Origin of the sequence: Nonomuraea sp. NPDC003804 (genome assembly GCF_040610675.1) — a bacterium.
Taxonomy (GTDB): Bacteria; Actinomycetota; Actinomycetes; order Streptosporangiales; family Streptosporangiaceae; genus Nonomuraea.
Window position 1 is genome coordinate 1 of record NZ_JBEXMT010000063.1, and the last position, 16,290, is coordinate 16,290.

The following is a 16,290-nucleotide window of genomic DNA, read 5'->3' on the forward strand; positions in this document are numbered from 1 at the left end:
AACGTCCATGGACCTGCTCACCGCCCTCAACGGCCAGCGCCGGCACGTGCTCGGCATCGTGGACGGCCTGACCGAGGAGCAGCTGCGCCGGCCGGTGCTGCCGTCCGGCTGGTCGTGCCTGGGGCTGGTCAACCATCTGGCGCTGGACGTCGAACGGTTCTGGTTCGGCGCGGTGGTCGGCGGCCGGCGGGCCGCGATCGACGAGCTGGCAGGGACCGCCGACGCCTGGCAGGTCGGGCCGGACGTGCCCGCCCGTGACGTGCTCGACCGCTACCGCCAGGAGATCGACCTCGCCGACGCCGTCATCACCGCCACTCCCGAGGACGCCGCGACCGCCTGGTGGCCGCAGGACCTGTTCGGCGACTGGCGGCCGCGCACCCACCGTGACGTGCTCCTCCATGTGATCACCGAGACCGCCTGCCATGCGGGGCACCTGGACGCGGGCCGCGAGCTGATCGACGGCAGGCAGTGGCTCGTCCTGCCGTGACCGCCGTGACACCGAGTCCGCCTTTCACCGCGCGAGAGGCGCGGCGGGACAGGTAGACGCGGGAGCGTGTGGACGGAGTTCCAGGTCAGGCGTGCCTTCAGGGGCGGCCGGTGGCCGTGGTCACCGGATGACGCGGCCGCGGTGGATGACGCGGGCGGGTGTGCGCAGGACGGCGAGATCGGTGCGCGGGTCCAGGTCGTAGGCGACCAGGTCGGCGGGGGCGTCGTGGTCGAGCACGGGAAAGCCGAGGAAGGCGCGCGCCGTCCAGGAGGCCGCGCCCAGAGCCGCGGCGGCGGGCATGGGGGCGGCCGCCAGGTGGCGCACCTCGCCGGCCACCCGGCCGTGGGGGAGTTCGGGCGTCCCGTAGCTGTCGGTCCCGGCCAGCACCGTCACGCCGGCCTCGTGCGCGGCCGACACCAGCGGCGCCAGGCGGGCGTGGGCCGCCCGGAACCACGAGCGGAACCGTTCGGAGCCTGAGGAGCGGGCGACCTGCTCGAAGGTCTCCCAGACGGTGAACGTGGGCACCAGGGCGGTCCCCTGGCGGGCCATCCGCTCCAGTAGGGCCGGGTCGAGACCCAGACCGTGTTCGAGGCTGTCCACCGCGGCCGCGACGGCGGCTTCGGCGCCCGCCGCCGTCTGCGCGTGGACGGCGACCCGGCCGCCCATGGCGTGCACCCGCCGGGTCAGCTCGGTGAGCACGCCGACGGGGAGCGGCGGCGCGTCGAGCCCCTCCTCGCCGACCACCCAGTCCGCGTAGACCTTGCACCAGCCGCCGGACGCGCGGGCCTCCTCGACCGCCGCGTCCGCCAGTTCGGGCTCGCCGACGTGCCGCGCCCATCCGTCGTAGAACGTGCCGGGCACGCCCAGCCAGCGACCGGCCGAGACGACGCGCGGCTGGTCCGGTTCCGCGCCGAACCACGCGGGGAGCCGGTCGGCCGAGCCGGGCACGCGCAGGAGCGTCACGCCGGCCGCCAGGTGCTCGCGGCCGTGCCTGCGGAGCAGCGCCGGGTCGAGCGGGTCGCCCGGACGAAGGGCGCCCGGATGCGTGTGCGCGTCCACGAGCCCCGGCAGCAGCCAGCCGCCGTCCACGACCGTGGTCGCGTCCGGCAGCGGCTCGCGCGTCAGCCTGCCGTTCGCGATCCAGAACTCGGCCCACTCCTCGGACGGCAGCGCGACGCCGCGCACGCGCAGCCGCTCCTGACGGCGGCCCGGTCGTGTGTCGTTCGCCATGCTCGGCAACCCTCGTCCGGAACGTTCCCCGGCGACGGCGGGAAAACCGCGAGGACCGCGAGGACCGCGCGGGCCTGACCGGGGCCGCTGGAGGATAACCGGGCCAGGCCAACCCCTCAAGTCCCGAAATTTCGTGGCATGACGGTTGATGTCGTGTCTGACCTACTTGAGACGAGCTTCCTGCCACGTCTCCGAGGTGAACGACCGTATGCCCACATCCGACAAGCCCTCCACGGCCGGCATCAGGCGCCGGCTCGCCGCCATGGCGGCGATCGCCACCGTGGTGGTCGCGGGACCCGTGGCAGGCGCCGCCGCCGGCACCGCCGCTCCGTCCCGCGCTCCCGCCACGGCACCGAGCGAGCAGCGTCTCGCGTGGGCTCCCTGCGCGCACGCCAAGGGCTTCCAGTGCGCCACGCTGGAGGTCCCGCTGGACTACGCCGACCCGTCCGGGACGTCGATCAGCGTCGCCGTCATCCGGTCGAAGGCGACCGACCCGAGCCGTCGCCTGGGGTCCTTGGTGTTCAACTTCGGCGGCGGCGCCACCGGCGTCTCGATGCTCCCGCAGGACGCCCCGGCCTACGCCACCCTGCACACCCGCTACGACCTGGTCAGCTTCGACCCGCGAGGGCTGGGACAGAGCACGCCGGTGGACTGCAGCAGCTACCGGCCCGCCGGCGCGACCGCACCCGACCTCGCGACCGCCGCCGGCCGCAGGGCCATCAGGGCGGAGTTCGTCGCGTTCAACCGGGCCTGCGCGAAAGGTTCCGTGAACCTGCGGCACCTCGACACCGAGAACGTCGCCAGGGACATGGACACGCTGCGCGCCGCCCTCGGCGACGACAAGCTCAACTACTTCGGCACCTCGTACGGCACGATGCTCGGCGGGGTGTACGCGGGCCTGTTCCCCGGCAAGGTCGGGCGCTTCATGCTCGACTCGGCCATGGACGGCGACCTCTACGTCGACGGCAAGGAGTTCGTCAAGAGCCAGGTCGTGGCGTTCGAGCGGGTGCTGAACAGGTTCCTCGACGACTGCGTCAGGAGCAGTTCCTGCCCTCTGGGCGGCAGCCGGGAGAAGGCGTACGCGCGCGTGACGGAACTGGTCGCCGACCTGAACGCCGAACCCCTCGATGTCGCCAAGGGCAAGAAGCTGACCGGGACGGACGCGATCACCGGCATCGGCGCCGCCCTCTACTCCCGTCACTCCTGGCCGGCGCTGCGCGAGGCCCTCACCCAGGCCTACGACGGCGACGGCACCGCGCTGCTGGACATGGCGACGGCGTATTCCGGCGCCACCGGCGGATGGCACGTGACCTTCTGCGCGGACACGGCCTACCGCCCGGCCCTGGACGAGTTCGCGCGCGTCGTCCCGGAGTTCACCGAGGCCTCCCCGCTGTTCGGCCCCTGGACCGTCGCCGAACTCATGAGCTGCGCCGGGTGGCCCCGCGGTGACGGTTCGGCCGCTCGCGTGGACGCGACCGGTTCGGCGCCGATCCTGGTCGCCGGCGTGACCAACGACCCGGCGACGCCGTACGAGCAGTCGGTCTCCCTCGCCACCAAGCTGCGGACGGCCACACTGATCACGCTGGACGGCGACGGCCACGGCGCCTACTTCACCGGCGATGCCTGCGTCAAGAACGCCATCGACGACTACCTGCTGTACGGCACGCTGCCCGCCGCGGGCACCACCTGCTGAAACGCTCCTGATGGCCCCGGGCGGGCGGCCGGGGCCATCAGGCTGACACACCGAAGGCGGTGAACCTGCGATCTCACCGCGAGCCGGGTTAGCCTCGTGCTGGGCATCCGGCGTCTCCCCCGGTCAGGTGGCCTTGGCAGCACACACCACCGTGATCGGAGGCAGGTCATGTCCCACCATCTCAGCGGCCCGAACCTGCGACCGCCGTCCGGTGACGCGCGCCTCGACCTCACCGACGTGTTCGCCTTCCGCTCGCCCCGCGCTCCGGAGAGCACCGTGCTGATCATGGACGTGAACTCTTTCTCGTTCGACCCGACCCACGGCCCGCACCTCCACCCTGACGCGGTCTACCGGCTCAACATCGACAACGACGGCGACACCCGCGCGGACGTCGCCTTCAGCTTCGTCTTCTCCGCGCCCAGGGAAGGCCGCCAGACCGTCACCGTCTTCCACGGCACCGGCGAAGCCGCGAGGTCGTGGGAGGCGGCGGGTGACCAGGTGCTCACCGACGTCCGCATCGGGATGGTCACCGACGGCAGGGTCCCGGACGACGGGATCGGCCCGCATACCGACCTGCTACCCGACTTCCCGTACCTGGGCACCCCGCATCCGCAGACGTGATGCCGCCCTATTTCTGGTCGACCCTGTGGAACGCCGCGCTGATCGTGGCGCTCTACTACCTGCTGCCGGTGGAGGAGGCCAGGTACGGCTGGGGGGCGTGGGCGCGGCTGGGCCTGTTCGTGGCCGGTGTGCTCCTGCTGGTCTGGGGTGTGGTGCTGGCGGCGCGGCGGCAGGCGGCGACGGACCGGGCATACCTTCCGGTGAGCGGCCTCATCCTGCTCACGCTCGGCGGCCTCGTGCTGTTCGCGCTGGCCGACTACGCCGTCGCGACCCGGTTGAACGGGCAGTTCGTCGGGCTGACGACCAAGACCGACGCCCTCTACTTCTCGATGACCACCTTCGCCACCGTCGGCTTCGGCGACATCCACGCCTCCGGCCAGCTCGGCAGGGGGCTCCTCCTGGTCCAGATGACGTTCAACCTGGTCGTCCTGGCGACGGCGGCGAGCCTGATGTCCCTGCGGATCAAGGAGCGGGTCGGGCAGCGGGAGCAGAGACCGCCCGACTAGGTGTACTGACTCGCATCGATCCGGATCTGGCTTCGGATCCTGTCGTGTGAGCTACTGGACGCGCTCTGGTCGGCCGGCTGACGTGGCGCCGACGGCCGCCTCGGGTGCGGCGGCCGTGAGAATCGGCTGCAATACGCCCGGAAAGCGAGCCTCCAGGTCGTCACGACGCAGCGTCATGTAGCGGGCCTTGCCCTCGGAGCGAGTCGAGGTGATGCCCGCCTCACGCAGAATGCGCCAGTGATTGGAGAGCGTGGAACGCGGGACGTTCAGGTGTTGCGGGCTGCAGGGCACCTCGCCGTCTGCGGCCATCAGGCGCACCAGGCCCAAGCGGACGGGATCGCCGAGCGCGTGTAGCACGGCGACCAGATCCATGTCTGCCGTCTTGGGCTCGGTCGGCGATCGCATCCCGCTCTCCTGATGTCGGTCTGAGTTGACATGTCCCGATCCGACCAGCATAGGATCATTTCCATATTTCGAGAAAATGGAAATGATCCTGGAGTATCGCATGGCCACCCGTACCACCTACGCCCGCATCTATGTCGACGACCTGGACACCGCTCTGCCCACCTTCGAAGCCCTCACCGCCGCCCGGCCGGGGCTACGCTTCCCCTACGGGGACCTCGAGCTGGCGAGCATCGGCGACTACCTCCTGGTCTCAGGCACCCCAGAGGCGCTGGCGCCCTACCGCGACGTGCAGGCCACCGTCATCGTCGACAGCCTCGATGATGTCTTTGCCATCGTTGAGCGCGAGGGAGGCGACACCCTTGATGGCCCGAACGAAGTCCCCACTGGACGCAACCTGACGATCCGCCACCCCGGCGGCGCGATCATCGAATACGTCGAGTTCGACTCCGCCAAGGTCCAGGCTCAATCGGCGCAGTAGAAGTTCGGGACCGGCCCTGGCCCAGCCGTACGGTGACCGTGGCCGAGCCGCCGCCGGCGCCGGCCAGCGGGCCCCACACGAGCGTCAGCGCCGCGCCCGTCGTGGCGGCCGACAGCAGCGGGTGCCCGCCGAGCACCCCGGCCACCGGCCGTTCCCACGTCACCGTGAGCTCGTCCAGAGCCTCCCGCGGGTCGGCCACGGTCAGCGTGGCCGTGCCGTCGTCCCTCTCCCTGACGAGGACGGCGCACGGCGCGGAGGCGGAAAGCGCTCCCGCGCTGCCCTCGGTCCAGAAGTTGACGGCGGTGACGCCGAGCGAGGGGACGGACACGCCCTGCTGCGCCGAGGTGTTGGCCAGCACGCGCAGCCACCCCAGGTCGGCGGCGCGTGCCCGGGTCCCGGCCGCGCTCGCTCCCGGCATGAGCAGGTAGAGGTATCCGGCCGCGCGCGGGTCGACGCCGTGGTCGAGCCAGAGCGTCACGTAGCCGCGCGTCGCCGCGCCGCCCGAACGCCTCTCGCGCAGCGTGCGCAGCGGGGCGCAGGGCAGCACGTAGCCGCCGTGGCCCTCGAGGTGCGCCCAGCCCGCCACGCGGTCGACGGTCAGCGGCGCGTCGGTCCTGCGGTTGTCCACGACGGTCTCGACGGGGACGCCGTCGTCGCTCGTGATGCCGGCGCCCATGCAGACCACCGCGTCGTCGAGGAAGACCCACGACTTGACGGCCTCCATCGTGCTCTCCAGGCCGTTGAGGTGCTGGCCGACCGTGGCGTACGTGCCGTCGGTGGCGCCGCCGACCCAGCGGCCCGGCGGGCAGGTGTCGCCCCATGCGCCGCCCGCGCCGTCGGGCAGCCGCCGAGTGGAGACCGTCGTGCCGGGCAGGCGGTAGGGGTCGACGGTCTGCCAGAAGGAGTCGGAGTACTGCTCGGCATGGCCGTCGGCCCACCAGTAGAGCATGCCGGAGCCGGTGTGCCAGCCCCGCAGGTTCTCGCCGTTGCCGTGCTCGTAGTGGCCGATCCTGGCCGAGGCCATGCTGAGCCCCGCGCACCAGCCGGGCCTGCGGTGGACGGCTCGGGCGCTCATCGGCAGCAGCCGGTGCCCGGCGGGTTCGGCGAGCGCGGGGATCGTGTCGTCGGCCATGAGTGCCGCCAGGCGGGCGTGCGCGGCCGGGTCGAGCGCGGGGCGGTGCGCGGCCCGCCGTACCCATCCCTTGACCATGCCCTGCCAGCGGATCCGCTCGGCGGCCGAGGCCGACTCGCCCAGCAGCAGGATCGCGGCGGCGATCTCGTGTCCTTTCCGGTGGTCGCCGTAGGGCCGCCTGCCGATTCCCCTGCCGCTGACCAGGTCCATGCAGAACCCGTCGTGGACGAACGGCGCGAACGACCGCTCGACCGCGTCGAAGACGTTCTGGTCGGTGAGCTGCCACAGCGTGCCGCGCAGCACCGCGAACAGCGTCGCCAGGCCGGACAGCAGCACCAGCCCGTACCCGCCCTGGTAGGGGATGGTGGCGTGCTGGATGAACGAGCCGTCGGGGTAGATCCCGTCGCCCTCCCGCACGTAAGGGAAGACGGGGGCGAGCGCCGAGACGGCCAGCGCGGCCCTGTCACCGTCGGCGGCGAGCATGGCGCGCAGGAGCATGACCGTGCACTGGTCGACCCTGTTGGCGCCGGTGCTGGTGCCGCTGTAGTCCTCGAGCACGCATGCGGGCAGGAAGTGGTCCACGGCCTCGGCCAGCGCCCGGCTCCGCGGCTCGCCCAGGTGCGGGCCGATCAGCACGGCCGCGTCGAGGAGCCGCAGGGGGACGCCGATCTGCCAGTTCCACCAGTTGCCCGCAGGCTCGGCGCCGGCCGTGTACACCTGACGCCGGTAGTGGTCGATGCCGGTCGCCACGGCCGCCGCCAGCGCGGGGTCACCGGTCAGGCCGGTGCCCGTCACGGCGTACGCGCGGGCCATGGCCCGCAGCCGCGCGGGGGTCTCGTCGAACGAGGGGAAGGCCAGCCCCGGCCAGAGCGACCCGTCGTCCGGGCGCATGGTGTCCCGGTAGCCGGCCGCCGTCGCCGCGAGCACCGCCACCCTCCTCCGGTACGGCCCGGCCGCGACGGCGCCCTCCGGCTCCGCCGTGACCTCGCGCCAGCGCCGGCGCAGCGCAGGGAAGGGATCGCCGGCCCGGCCCGCCGTCGCCGGGAAGGGATGGCCGGTCCGAGCCGCCGACGCCGGAAAGGGGTCGCCGGTCCGGCCCGCCGGCACCGCCCCGGCCGCGACCGCGACGGCGCCCAGATGGAGGAACGACCGCCGGGAGAAGCCGCGCACGCCTTGATTATGCGGACTATGCGGACTTGGTCACCCGCGCGGCACGCGGTCGGCCAGCCGCCTGGCCAGACGCTGCGCCGGCAACTCGACCAGCCGGTGCGTCGCGTACGCGAGCGGCAGCAGCACGAGGACGTACGACCAGGCCGACGGCAGCAACCGCAGCAGCAGCGGGTGGAGCAGGTACGTCGAGTAGCTGATCACGCCGAGATGGGTCAGGAGGCGCGGATATCGCAGCCGCCGCAGCGCGAACGCCGCCGCGAAGCACGCCCCCGCCGCCACGATGGCAGGGGCCCAGCCGGGGTCGTCCTTGGCGAAGAGCGCGCACACCAGCACGACGGCCAGCGCCGCCGCGGCCGTGCGCGGCCGGACCTGCCCGTGCTCGGCCCGGTGGACGGCCGTGCCCGCGAACATCACCGCCAGGATGACCAGCCCCTGCCACGCCCCGATCCTGCTGCCGAGCACCACCAGCGCCAGCCCGAGCGCGCCACCCGCCACGGCCGCCGCCGTACGCGCCGCTCCCCGCCCCCACACGGTCACGGCGACGGCCGCCAGCACGGGCACCCCGAGCAGCGCGACCCACCCGCCGATCACCGGCCCGGGCAGCAGCAGCCCCAGCGGTACGGCGAGCAGCGCCAGGACCGCGGCGGCCGGAGCGGACCGGTGGGCCTGGCCGGTCCTGAACAGCGCGACGGTGATCAGGTAGAACGCCATCTCGTACGACAGCGTCCACATCACCCCGATGACGGCCGGCACGCCGAGCAGTTCCTGCAGCATCGACAGGTTCCCCAGCGCGACCAGGAACGGGGGCGTGGTGGCCAGGCCCGGGTGCGGCTCGTAGGCGCCGAAGGCGGCGAGCGTGAACGCCAGCGCGATGGCCACCAGCAGCAGTGGCAGCAGCCGCAGGCACCGGCCGGTCCAGAAGGCCCGCACGTCGCCGCGGCGTTCCAGAGAGGCGGGGATGATGTAGCCGCTGACCAGGAAGAAGACGAAGACGCCCCAGGTGCCGACGTCGATCCGGCGGTCCACCTCCGCCCACAGGCCGGGGAAGTAGGTCCAGCCCGCGTGGTGCAGGACCACCGCGAGGGCCGCGGGCCCTCTGATGGCGTCGAGCCAGCCGAGGCGCGAGGGAGGGGGAGGGGACATTTGCCCGACTATAAGGGCCTATACCAGGTGCAAATTGGCCAGTTCGGTCCTGTTGGAGACGCCAAGCTTGGGGAAGGCCCGGTACAGGTGGTGGCCCACGGTCTTGGGGCTGAGGAACAGCTGTGCGCCGATCTCCTTGTTCGTCGCGCCGGTGGCGGCCAGCCTGACGATCTGGAGCTCCTGCGGGGTGAGCTCGGGGAGCGCGCCGGGAGCCGGCGCGACGACGTTCTCGCCCGCCGCGCGCAGCTCGGCCCTGCAGTGGTCGGCCCACGGCACCGCCCCCACCTGCTCGAAGACCTCCATGGCGGACCTGAGCTGGATCCTCGCCTCGCTCTTCCTGCGTGACCTGCGCAGCCACTCGCCGTAGAGCAGCCTGCTCCTGGCCTGCTGCAGCGGCAGGTCGGGGCAGGCGACGGCCTGCTCGTAGTGCGCGTGCTGCTCCTCGGGGTCGCCGGCGAGCAGGGCAAGGCAGCGGTGCCGTACGGCCAGCGCCCACGCCACACCCGAGGCCAGCGCCCAGCTCTCGAACCTGGCGAGCTCCCGCGCCGCCGGACGCCCGGCCCGCACGGCCGCCTCCACCTGGTCGGCGGCGAAGCACGCGCCGTACGGCCGGTGGGCGAGGTGGCCGAGACGCTCCAGCGCTGCCGCCCACCTGCCGGTGACCAGGTCGAGGACGGCGCGGGCGCGGTCGGCCCAGTCCCCGCGCAACCCGGGGTCCGGCTGCTCGCCGCGCAGGGCCGCGGCGTGGGCGAGCAGCCCGCGGGCGACGGCGGCGTGCCGCCGCTGACCGGTGTCCTCCGCGATGCGCAGCGACTCGGCCGCGGTCGCCTCGGCCGTCCTGGCCAGGCCCAGCAGCGTCTCGGTCTCGGCGAGGACGGCGAGCACGCCGGGCAGCCAGCCGATCGCCCCGCGGGAGCGCATGTCGGCGGCCACCGCCTGAAGGTGGTCGCGGGCGGTGGCGTAGTCGCCCGACAGCAGGGCCAGGGAGGTGGGGGTGAGCGGGAGGCCGTCCCCGCGCTCGGGCGCCTGGTCGAGGTGCCGCCTGATCAGGTCGAGACCGGTTCCAGGGTCGCCGGACAGCAGCTCGACGGCGCCGGTCATCAGGCTCGCGGGGCCGTCGTCCATGCGGTCCCTGACGGCGCGCAGGCCGTCGGCGTCGCCGACCGTCCAGGCCACCCGCGCCGCCTCGACCAGCAGGTCCTGGCCGGCGTCGAGGAGCAGCCGCGACGCGGTCTCCGGCGAGCCGTGCTCGAACTCGATGCGCGCGCGCAGCCGTACCAGTTCCCGCGAGGCCCCGCCGAGCCGAGCCGACTGGTCGAGGAGGGCGCGGGCGCGCTCGCCCTGGCCCGCGTCGGCGGCCAGCGCGGCGGCCGCGGTGAGCCTGCGGGCCCGTTCGGCGGTGTCGGGAGTGAGCCTGGCGGCGCGCTCGAGGGCCGTGGCGGCCTCGCCGTACCCGGAGACCTCGCGGGCGGTGCCGGCTGCCGCTTCCAGGGCGGCCGCGGCCTCCTCGTCGGGGCCGGTGGCCGCGGCGGCCAGATGCCGGGCGCGGCGCTCCCCCGTGGTGGCGCCGGCCAGCGCGCGGTGGACGGCGACCCGTTCGGCGAAGGAGGCGCTCTGGTAAGCGGCGGCGCGCACGAGCGGGTGGCGGAAGGCGGCGTCGGCGACGAGGCCCGCCCGCTCGGCGGGGGCCAGCGCGCCGATGCCGAGTCCCGTCGCCTGGAGCGCCGCCGCGAGTTCGCCCTCGGCGGCCAGCGCGAGCAGCAGGGTGCGGGTGTCGGACGGCAGGGCCGACACCCGCGCCTGGTATGCCTCCTGCAACCGGTACGGGAGCGGGAGCGGCCCGGCGGCCAGGGAGTCGACGTTCATGCCGGGCAGCTCGATGAGCGCGAGCGGGTTGCCGCCCGACTCGGCGACGACCCGGTCGCGTACGGCGGGCGGCAGCCCGGGAGCGCGCTCGGCCAGCAAGCGCAGGGCGGCGGCCCGGTCCAGGCCCGCCAGGCGCAGCTCCGCCAATCCCGCCGTCGTGAACAGGTCGCGGTCCATGGTCCTGGTCGCGAAGACCAGCACGACGCCCTCGGCCTCCAACCGCCTGGCGGCGAACAGCAGCGCGTCCAGCGAGGCGTGGTCGATCCAGTGCGCGTCGTCCAGCAGGCACAGCAGCGGCCCCTGGTCGGCCAGCAGCGTCAGCGTGGCCAGCCCGGTCAGGAACCGGTCCTGTCCGCCGGTCGTGGCGGCCATCCCGAGCACGCCGCGCAGCGCGTCGGCCTGCGGCTGCGGGAGCGCGTCGAGGCCGCGCAGGAGCGGGCGCAGGATGAGGTGGAGCGCGGCGTAGGGCAGCTCCGCCTCCGTCTCGGCCCCCGCGACGCGCAGGACGGGGATCCCGGCGTCCACGGCGGCGGCGTCGAGGAGGGCCGTCTTGCCCGTTCCCGGCTCGGCGCGGACCACGAGTGCGGCGCTGTGCCCCTCCTGCGCCCCGGTGACGAGCCCGCGCAGACGTTCCAGCTCTTCCTGACGGCCATGCAGCATGCCACGCAACATAGCGGGCGGCATGTCCGATATGCCGGTCCGCATCCTTGGGCATCTGCCCGATACCGCCGGATCGCCCGGCTTTCTAGGTTGTGGAGCCATGAACACCGCCATCAGCATCCGTGAGCTCCACAAGAGCTTCGGCAGGGCCCACGCGCTCGACGGGCTCGACCTCGAGGTGCGCACCGGCGAGGTGCACGGCTTCCTCGGCCCGAACGGCGCGGGCAAGTCCACCACGATCCGCATCCTGCTCGGCCTCATGCGGGCCGACTCCGGCACCGCCGTCCTGCTCGGCGGCGACCCGTGGAAGGACGCCGCCGAGCTGCACCGGCGGCTGGCCTACGTGCCCGGCGACGTGAACCTGTGGCCCTCGCTGACCGGCGGCGAGGTGATCGACCTGCTCGGCAGGCTGCGCGGCGGCCTCGACCCGGCCCGGCGCGCGGAGCTGATGGACCGCTTCGAACTCGACCCCCGCAAGAAGGCCAAGACGTACTCCAAGGGCAACCGGCAGAAGGTCGCGCTGGTCGCGGCGTTCGCCTCGGACGCCGACCTGCTCATCCTCGACGAGCCGACCTCGGGGCTCGACCCGCTCATGGAGGCCGTCTTCCAGCAGTGCGTGCTGGAGGAGAAGCGGCGGGGCCGGACCGTGCTGCTGTCGAGCCACATCCTGTCCGAGGTCGAGGCGCTGTGCGACCGGGTGAGCATCATCCGCGCGGGACGCACGGTCGAGTCGGGCACCCTGCCCGAGCTGCGACACCTGACCATGACCAAGATCACCGCTACGCTCTCGGGCGCGCTGCCCGACCTGCCGTGGGCGCACGGGACGGCCGTCGAGAACGGGAAGGTCACCTTCCAGGTGGACGACCAGGACCTCGACAAGGTCATGCGCCGCCTGGCCGAGGCCGGGATCACCAGCCTCGTCAGCACGCCGCCGTCCCTGGAGGACCTGTTCATGCGCCACTACGCGGACCGGAGCGCGCGATGACCACCCTGATCAGGCTGATCCTGCGCCGCGAGCGGCTGATCGCCCCGGTGTGGATGCTGCTCCTGGCCGTGCTCGCGGCGGGCCAGGCCAACCGGTACGCCACGGCCATCCCCTCGATCGGCGACTTCGCCAGGGAGATGGCGGCCAACAAGGCGCTGACCGCCTTCGCCGGCGAGGTCTACTCCCCGACCGTGGCGGGGATGGCGGTGTGGAAGAACGCCGACGCGATCTACACCGTCATCGCCCTGATCGCGATCCTCATGGTGGTCAGGCACACCCGCGCCGAAGAGGAGTCGGGCCGCGCCGAGCTGGTGGGCGCCGGAGTCGTCGGCAGGCTCGCGCCGCTGACGGCCGCGCTGACGGTCACCGCCGCCGCCGTGTCGCTCGCGGGCCTGCTGGCCGGGCTCTCGATGGCCGCGATGGGCTTCGACCTCGCCGGATCGCTGGCCTTCGGCGCCGCGATCACCGCCATGGGCCTGGTCTTCACCGGCGTCGGCGCGCTGGCCGCCCAGCTCACCGTCGGCGCCCGCACCGCCGTCGGGCTGGCCGCCCTGGTGCTCGGCGTCAGCTACCTGCTGCGCTTCGTCGCCGACGGCAGCGGCCTGACGGCGCTCAAGTGGCTCTCGCCGCAGGGATGGAGTCACCTGGTCAAGCCGTACGGGGACGACAACTGGGCCGCCCTGCTCCCCGGACTGGCGCTCACCGCCGTGACCGTCGCCGCCGCCTACCGGCTGGCCGGGCGCCGCGACGTGGGCCACGGCGTCATCCCCGAACGGCCCGGCCCCGCGGGGTCCACCACGCTGCGCGGCCCGCTGGCGCTGGCATGGCGGCTGCAGCGGGGCCTGCTGGCCGGATGGACCGTCGGGTACGCGATCGCCGGCCTCGCGCTGGGCGCGCTGGCCCTGTCGATCCCCGAGGTGTCGCGTCAGGGCGCCGCCGTCCAGGAGTTCCTCGCCCGCTACACCGCGGGTGACGGGGTCAGCATGACCGACGCCTACCTGTGGCTGATCGCGCTCAGCCTCGGCTACGTCGCCGCCCTCTACCCGCTGCTCGCCCTGCTGCGGCTGCGCGGCGAGGAGGCGGCCGGACGCGCCGAACTGCTGCTTGCCACCCCCGTCGGGCGGCTCCGCTGGGCGGGCAGCCACCTGGTCTTCGCCCTCGGCGGCAGCGTCGTGATCCTCACGGCGGCCGGACTCGGGATCGGCCTGGCGACCGGCGACCCGCTGGGCGTCCTGCCCGGCACGCTGGTGCAGGTACCGGCCGTGTGGGTGCCGGCAGGCGTGGGCGTCCTCGCCTTCGGGCTGCTGCCCAGGGCGGCGGCCGGCATCAGCTGGGCGACCTTCCTGTTCGTCAACCTCTTCGGCGAGGTGCTCGGCCCGATCATGGGGATCGACTACTGGATCGCCAAGTACGTCGTGCCGTTCCCCAACCTGCCGATGGTGCTGTCCGGCGAGGAGTTCACGCCCGGCCCGGTGGCGGTGATGCTGGCGCTCACCCTGGCGCTCGTCGCAGGCGGCCTGGCCGCGCTGAGGCGCAGAGCGCTCCTCTGAGTCACAGCGTCGCGCTCCTCTGAAGCGCCAGGCGCTCCGGAGCGGCGCGGCCTCCACGCCACGCGACGCCGGCGCCGTCCCGCACGGATTCGCCCGGCGGGGCCGTCCTGGTCACGTCGCCTCCAGGTAGGGGTCGGTGACGCCCTCGACGCTGGCGAGCCTGGCGGCGTCGCAGCCGGTCAGCTTGGCGCCCGCCTGGTAGGCGCTGCCGAGGAATCCCAGCACCGTGGCGACCGGGTCGTCGCCGCGCCTGGCGTCGTCGTACTTCAGCACGGCCAGATGGCTGCCCCTCGAGGGGATCCACGCCGCCTGGTCGGGCCACAGCGGCTGCTCGGACAGACCCTGCGGCTCCGGAGCGGTGTAGGAGTAGAAGGCGGGCCACGGCCGTTCCTCGTCGCCGAACCAGAAGCCCGCGCTGATGACCTCCCAGCTGTACGCCTCCCTGGTGACGGGGTCGGCGTCGGGCGCGGCCCCTACGGCCCTGCCGGTGAAGCGTGTGACGGCGATGTCGAAGGTGTGCCAGAAGTGGTGGACCGGGCTCGTCTTGCCGCAGAAGTCGGCGGCGAAGCGCTCCAGCACCTGCGCGACCTGGCCCAGGACGATCCAGTACCGGTTGACGAGTACGGGGTCGTAGGCGGCGTGCCTGGTGTCCAGGGCGAAGGGGGTGCTGTCCGCCATGTCGTACGGCACCGCCTGGATCTCCACGTCGATCCCCAACTCGTCGAGGATCTCGAAGAGCCGGGCGTAGAAACCGGCGACCGACTGGCCGACCAGCGAGAACTGGGCGCTGCGCCCGTCGGCCTTGTCGACGATCAGGCGGTGCCCGACCAGGTCGAAGTCGATGGAGAACGGGTCGGGCAGCCCCATCGGCCTGGTGGTGAGGCCTCGCCCGGTCAGGTGGAAGGCAACGTTCCACCAGTGGTTGCGGCGCGGGCTCGCGGCCAGCCGTATCTTTCCGACGATCTGCGCGAACCTGTGGAAGGTGTCCTTGGTTTCGAGCCACTCCTCGTACGGCATGGCAGGAAAGAGCTCCATTGGCTCGTGCCCCCCTGAAAACGCGACGCCAGATGTATGTGCCCGGAGAGTAAACCGACACAACGCCCAGTGAGGCGAATTTCCGGTCAGTCCTCGTTCAGCACCTCTCCGGGTCGGTCAAACCTCTCCTCACAAATTACGACATTCACTACTTTCGCCACACAGGAGGGAACAAAGAGGGCGGAGGGATCATCATGGTCAAGAGAATCGGCAGCGACATCGCACTGCTGGCCGCACGTGTGATGGTCGGCATCATCTTCATCGCTCACGGCCTGCAGAAGTGGCATGCGGGAATGGACGCCACCACGGCCGCCTTCGCCCACCTCGGCGTGCCGAGCCCCCAGCTGGCCGCCTATTTCGCCACCGCTGCCGAGATCATCGGCGGCGCGATGCTCATCACCGGGTTCGGGGTGCGGATCGCGGCGTTCACCCTGCTGGTGGACATGGCCGGGGCCGGGATCTTCGTCGAGTCGCGCGGCGGCATCTTCACCAGCACGCCGGGCTGGGAACTCGTCGTGGCACTGGCGGCCGTCTGCCTGGCACTGCTGGCCTTCGGCGGCGGCCGTCTCGGCGCCGACGGCCTGCTCGCCCGCTGGACCGCCACGCGTGACGAGCGCATCGACAGCGAGGACGCGCCCCCGAGACCACCGGTGCCGACGGGCGCGGTCATCATCTCGCGCGCCTCCGACGATCCTTCCGACGCCCGCCCCTTCACCGAGGACCGGCCGACCACGCGCCACTCGCCGTACACGCCCTACTCTCCGTACTCCGCCGCCCGCTCGGCACGCGCGGCACGCGCGGACGGCCCCGACCCCGCCCATGCGACACCCGCGGGACCCGTCGCCGCGGAGGCCGGCGCCACGAAGACCGCTGTCCCGGAGACGGGCGCCACGGAGAGCGGTGGTGCGGAAACCGGCGCCATGAAGAGCGGTGGCGCGGAGACCGGTGCCGCGAGCGAGGCGGCGGGCAGCCACGCGGTGCCACCGCAGGCCGGCGCGTCCCAGGCTCCGGCGGAGACCGGGGAGGTGGAGCAGTTGCGTTCCGAGGTCGGCCGGCTCCAACAGGAACTGGCTGCGACCAAGCGCAGGCCAGGCTCCGGCAAGCAACCCTGAGCCCGCCCCGCCGGACTCCGTGGCAGCCCTGACGCCCCGCCGGGCTCAGGGTAGCCCCGCCGAGCCCGCCACCGCAGGCTCACGGCGTGCGGCCCCGAGCCCGCCACCGCAGGCTCACGGCGTGCGGCCCCGAGCCGGCCAGCGCCGGGCTCCGGCCAAGCCGTCCTGAACCCGCCCGCGGCGGGGGCCCGGGCCCAACCGGGGGCCGCCCCGGGCC

The 16,290-nt window shown here is 73.2% G+C and carries 14 protein-coding genes; 8 read left to right on the forward strand and 6 right to left on the reverse strand.

Annotated features, from left to right (window positions below; genetic code table 11):
* On the forward strand, positions 1-487 hold a 487-nt coding region (locus ABZX22_RS44135; RefSeq protein WP_354923021.1), incomplete at its 5' end, for a DinB family protein.
* A 120-nt stretch (positions 488-607) separates the two neighbouring features.
* Here ABZX22_RS44135 and ABZX22_RS44140 read toward each other — a convergent pair.
* Positions 608-1,717: an amidohydrolase family protein gene (locus ABZX22_RS44140; protein ID WP_354923024.1), complete on the reverse strand. Its 1,110-nt coding sequence runs from the start codon at positions 1,715-1,717 to the stop codon at positions 608-610.
* A 208-nt stretch (positions 1,718-1,925) separates the two neighbouring features.
* Between ABZX22_RS44140 and ABZX22_RS44145 the strand changes: the two genes are divergently transcribed.
* The 3 genes from ABZX22_RS44145 to ABZX22_RS44155 all read left to right on the forward strand — a co-directional run bounded on the left by ABZX22_RS44145 (position 1,926) and on the right by ABZX22_RS44155 (position 4,537).
* Positions 1,926-3,410, forward strand: coding sequence for an alpha/beta hydrolase (locus tag ABZX22_RS44145; protein ID WP_354923027.1), 1,485 nt, complete (start codon positions 1,926-1,928; stop codon positions 3,408-3,410).
* A gap of 168 nt (positions 3,411-3,578) precedes the next feature.
* Positions 3,579-4,031, forward strand: a complete 453-nt coding sequence (locus ABZX22_RS44150) for a DUF4331 family protein (RefSeq protein WP_354923030.1) — start codon at positions 3,579-3,581, stop codon at positions 4,029-4,031.
* A complete protein-coding gene (locus tag ABZX22_RS44155) occupies positions 4,031-4,537 on the forward strand; it encodes a potassium channel family protein (RefSeq protein ID WP_354923033.1) in 507 nt (168 codons plus the stop codon). The genes ABZX22_RS44150 and ABZX22_RS44155 overlap by 1 nt, the downstream gene beginning before the upstream one ends.
* A gap of 51 nt (positions 4,538-4,588) precedes the next feature.
* Here ABZX22_RS44155 and ABZX22_RS44160 read toward each other — a convergent pair whose 3' ends face one another.
* Entirely contained in the window at positions 4,589-4,942 is a 354-nt protein-coding gene (locus ABZX22_RS44160) for a helix-turn-helix domain-containing protein (protein ID WP_354923036.1), read from the reverse strand.
* 76 nt (positions 4,943-5,018) lie between these two features.
* On the opposite strand from ABZX22_RS44160, the gene ABZX22_RS44165 reads away from it, so the two are divergent.
* Positions 5,019-5,420 carry a hypothetical protein gene (locus ABZX22_RS44165; protein ID WP_354923039.1) on the forward strand — a complete coding sequence of 134 codons (402 nt, stop codon included), beginning with the start codon at positions 5,019-5,021 and terminating at the stop codon, positions 5,418-5,420.
* Here the strand turns inward: ABZX22_RS44165 and ABZX22_RS44170 are convergent.
* The 3 genes from ABZX22_RS44170 to ABZX22_RS44180 are packed head-to-tail and all read right to left on the reverse strand — an operon-like array spanning position 5,365 to position 11,391.
* Complete coding sequence (locus tag ABZX22_RS44170; protein WP_354923042.1) at positions 5,365-7,722, reverse strand: polysaccharide lyase 8 family protein; 2,358 nt, start codon at positions 7,720-7,722, stop codon at positions 5,365-5,367. The genes ABZX22_RS44165 and ABZX22_RS44170 overlap by 56 nt on opposite strands.
* A 30-nt stretch (positions 7,723-7,752) precedes the next feature.
* Positions 7,753-8,865: an acyltransferase family protein gene (locus ABZX22_RS44175; RefSeq protein WP_354923045.1), complete on the reverse strand. Its 1,113-nt coding sequence runs from the start codon at positions 8,863-8,865 to the stop codon at positions 7,753-7,755.
* A gap of 18 nt (positions 8,866-8,883) precedes the next feature.
* Positions 8,884-11,391, reverse strand: coding sequence for an AAA family ATPase (locus tag ABZX22_RS44180; protein WP_354923048.1), 2,508 nt, complete (start codon positions 11,389-11,391; stop codon positions 8,884-8,886).
* A gap of 100 nt (positions 11,392-11,491) precedes the next feature.
* On the opposite strand from ABZX22_RS44180, the gene ABZX22_RS44185 reads away from it, so the two are divergent.
* Both ABZX22_RS44185 and ABZX22_RS44190 read left to right on the forward strand, forming a co-directional pair.
* Positions 11,492-12,376 (forward strand): ABC transporter ATP-binding protein, encoded by an 885-nt coding sequence (locus ABZX22_RS44185; RefSeq protein WP_354923051.1) that lies wholly within the window; start codon positions 11,492-11,494, stop codon positions 12,374-12,376.
* The gene (locus tag ABZX22_RS44190; RefSeq protein ID WP_354923054.1) at positions 12,373-13,926 is read left to right on the forward strand and encodes a polyketide antibiotic transporter; all 1,554 of its coding nucleotides are present in this window, start codon (positions 12,373-12,375) and stop codon (positions 13,924-13,926) included. Before ABZX22_RS44185 ends, ABZX22_RS44190 begins: the two co-directional genes overlap by 4 nt.
* A 111-nt stretch (positions 13,927-14,037) precedes the next feature.
* Here ABZX22_RS44190 and ABZX22_RS44195 read toward each other — a convergent pair whose 3' ends face one another.
* Positions 14,038-14,961: a DUF5996 family protein gene (locus tag ABZX22_RS44195; RefSeq protein ID WP_354923056.1), complete on the reverse strand. Its 924-nt coding sequence runs from the start codon at positions 14,959-14,961 to the stop codon at positions 14,038-14,040.
* 194 nt (positions 14,962-15,155) lie between these two features.
* Here ABZX22_RS44195 and ABZX22_RS44200 point away from each other — a divergent pair, with 194 nt between their 5' ends.
* Positions 15,156-16,073 carry a DoxX family protein gene (locus tag ABZX22_RS44200; RefSeq protein WP_354923059.1) on the forward strand — a complete coding sequence of 306 codons (918 nt, stop codon included), beginning with the start codon at positions 15,156-15,158 and terminating at the stop codon, positions 16,071-16,073.
* Positions 16,074-16,290 lie beyond the last annotated feature (217 nt).

Bases quoted from the DNA above. Each gene is read 5' to 3' on its own strand.
- ABZX22_RS44140 (WP_354923024.1), bottom strand. From the start codon at position 1,717: ATGGCGAACGACACACGACCGGGCCGCCGTCAGGAGCGGCTGCGCGTG.
- ABZX22_RS44145 (WP_354923027.1), top strand. From the start codon at position 1,926: ATGCCCACATCCGACAAGCCCTCCACGGCCGGCATCAGGCGCCGGCTC.
- ABZX22_RS44150 (WP_354923030.1), top strand. From the start codon at position 3,579: ATGTCCCACCATCTCAGCGGCCCGAACCTGCGACCGCCGTCCGGTGAC.
- ABZX22_RS44155 (WP_354923033.1), top strand. From the start codon at position 4,031: ATGCCGCCCTATTTCTGGTCGACCCTGTGGAACGCCGCGCTGATCGTG.
- ABZX22_RS44160 (WP_354923036.1), bottom strand. From the start codon at position 4,942: ATGCGATCGCCGACCGAGCCCAAGACGGCAGACATGGATCTGGTCGCC.
- ABZX22_RS44165 (WP_354923039.1), top strand. From the start codon at position 5,019: ATGGAAATGATCCTGGAGTATCGCATGGCCACCCGTACCACCTACGCC.
- ABZX22_RS44175 (WP_354923045.1), bottom strand. From the start codon at position 8,865: ATGTCCCCTCCCCCTCCCTCGCGCCTCGGCTGGCTCGACGCCATCAGA.
- ABZX22_RS44180 (WP_354923048.1), bottom strand. From the start codon at position 11,391: ATGCTGCATGGCCGTCAGGAAGAGCTGGAACGTCTGCGCGGGCTCGTC.
- ABZX22_RS44185 (WP_354923051.1), top strand. From the start codon at position 11,492: ATGAACACCGCCATCAGCATCCGTGAGCTCCACAAGAGCTTCGGCAGG.
- ABZX22_RS44190 (WP_354923054.1), top strand. From the start codon at position 12,373: ATGACCACCCTGATCAGGCTGATCCTGCGCCGCGAGCGGCTGATCGCC.
- ABZX22_RS44195 (WP_354923056.1), bottom strand. From the start codon at position 14,961: ATGGAGCTCTTTCCTGCCATGCCGTACGAGGAGTGGCTCGAAACCAAG.
- ABZX22_RS44200 (WP_354923059.1), top strand. From the start codon at position 15,156: ATGGTCAAGAGAATCGGCAGCGACATCGCACTGCTGGCCGCACGTGTG.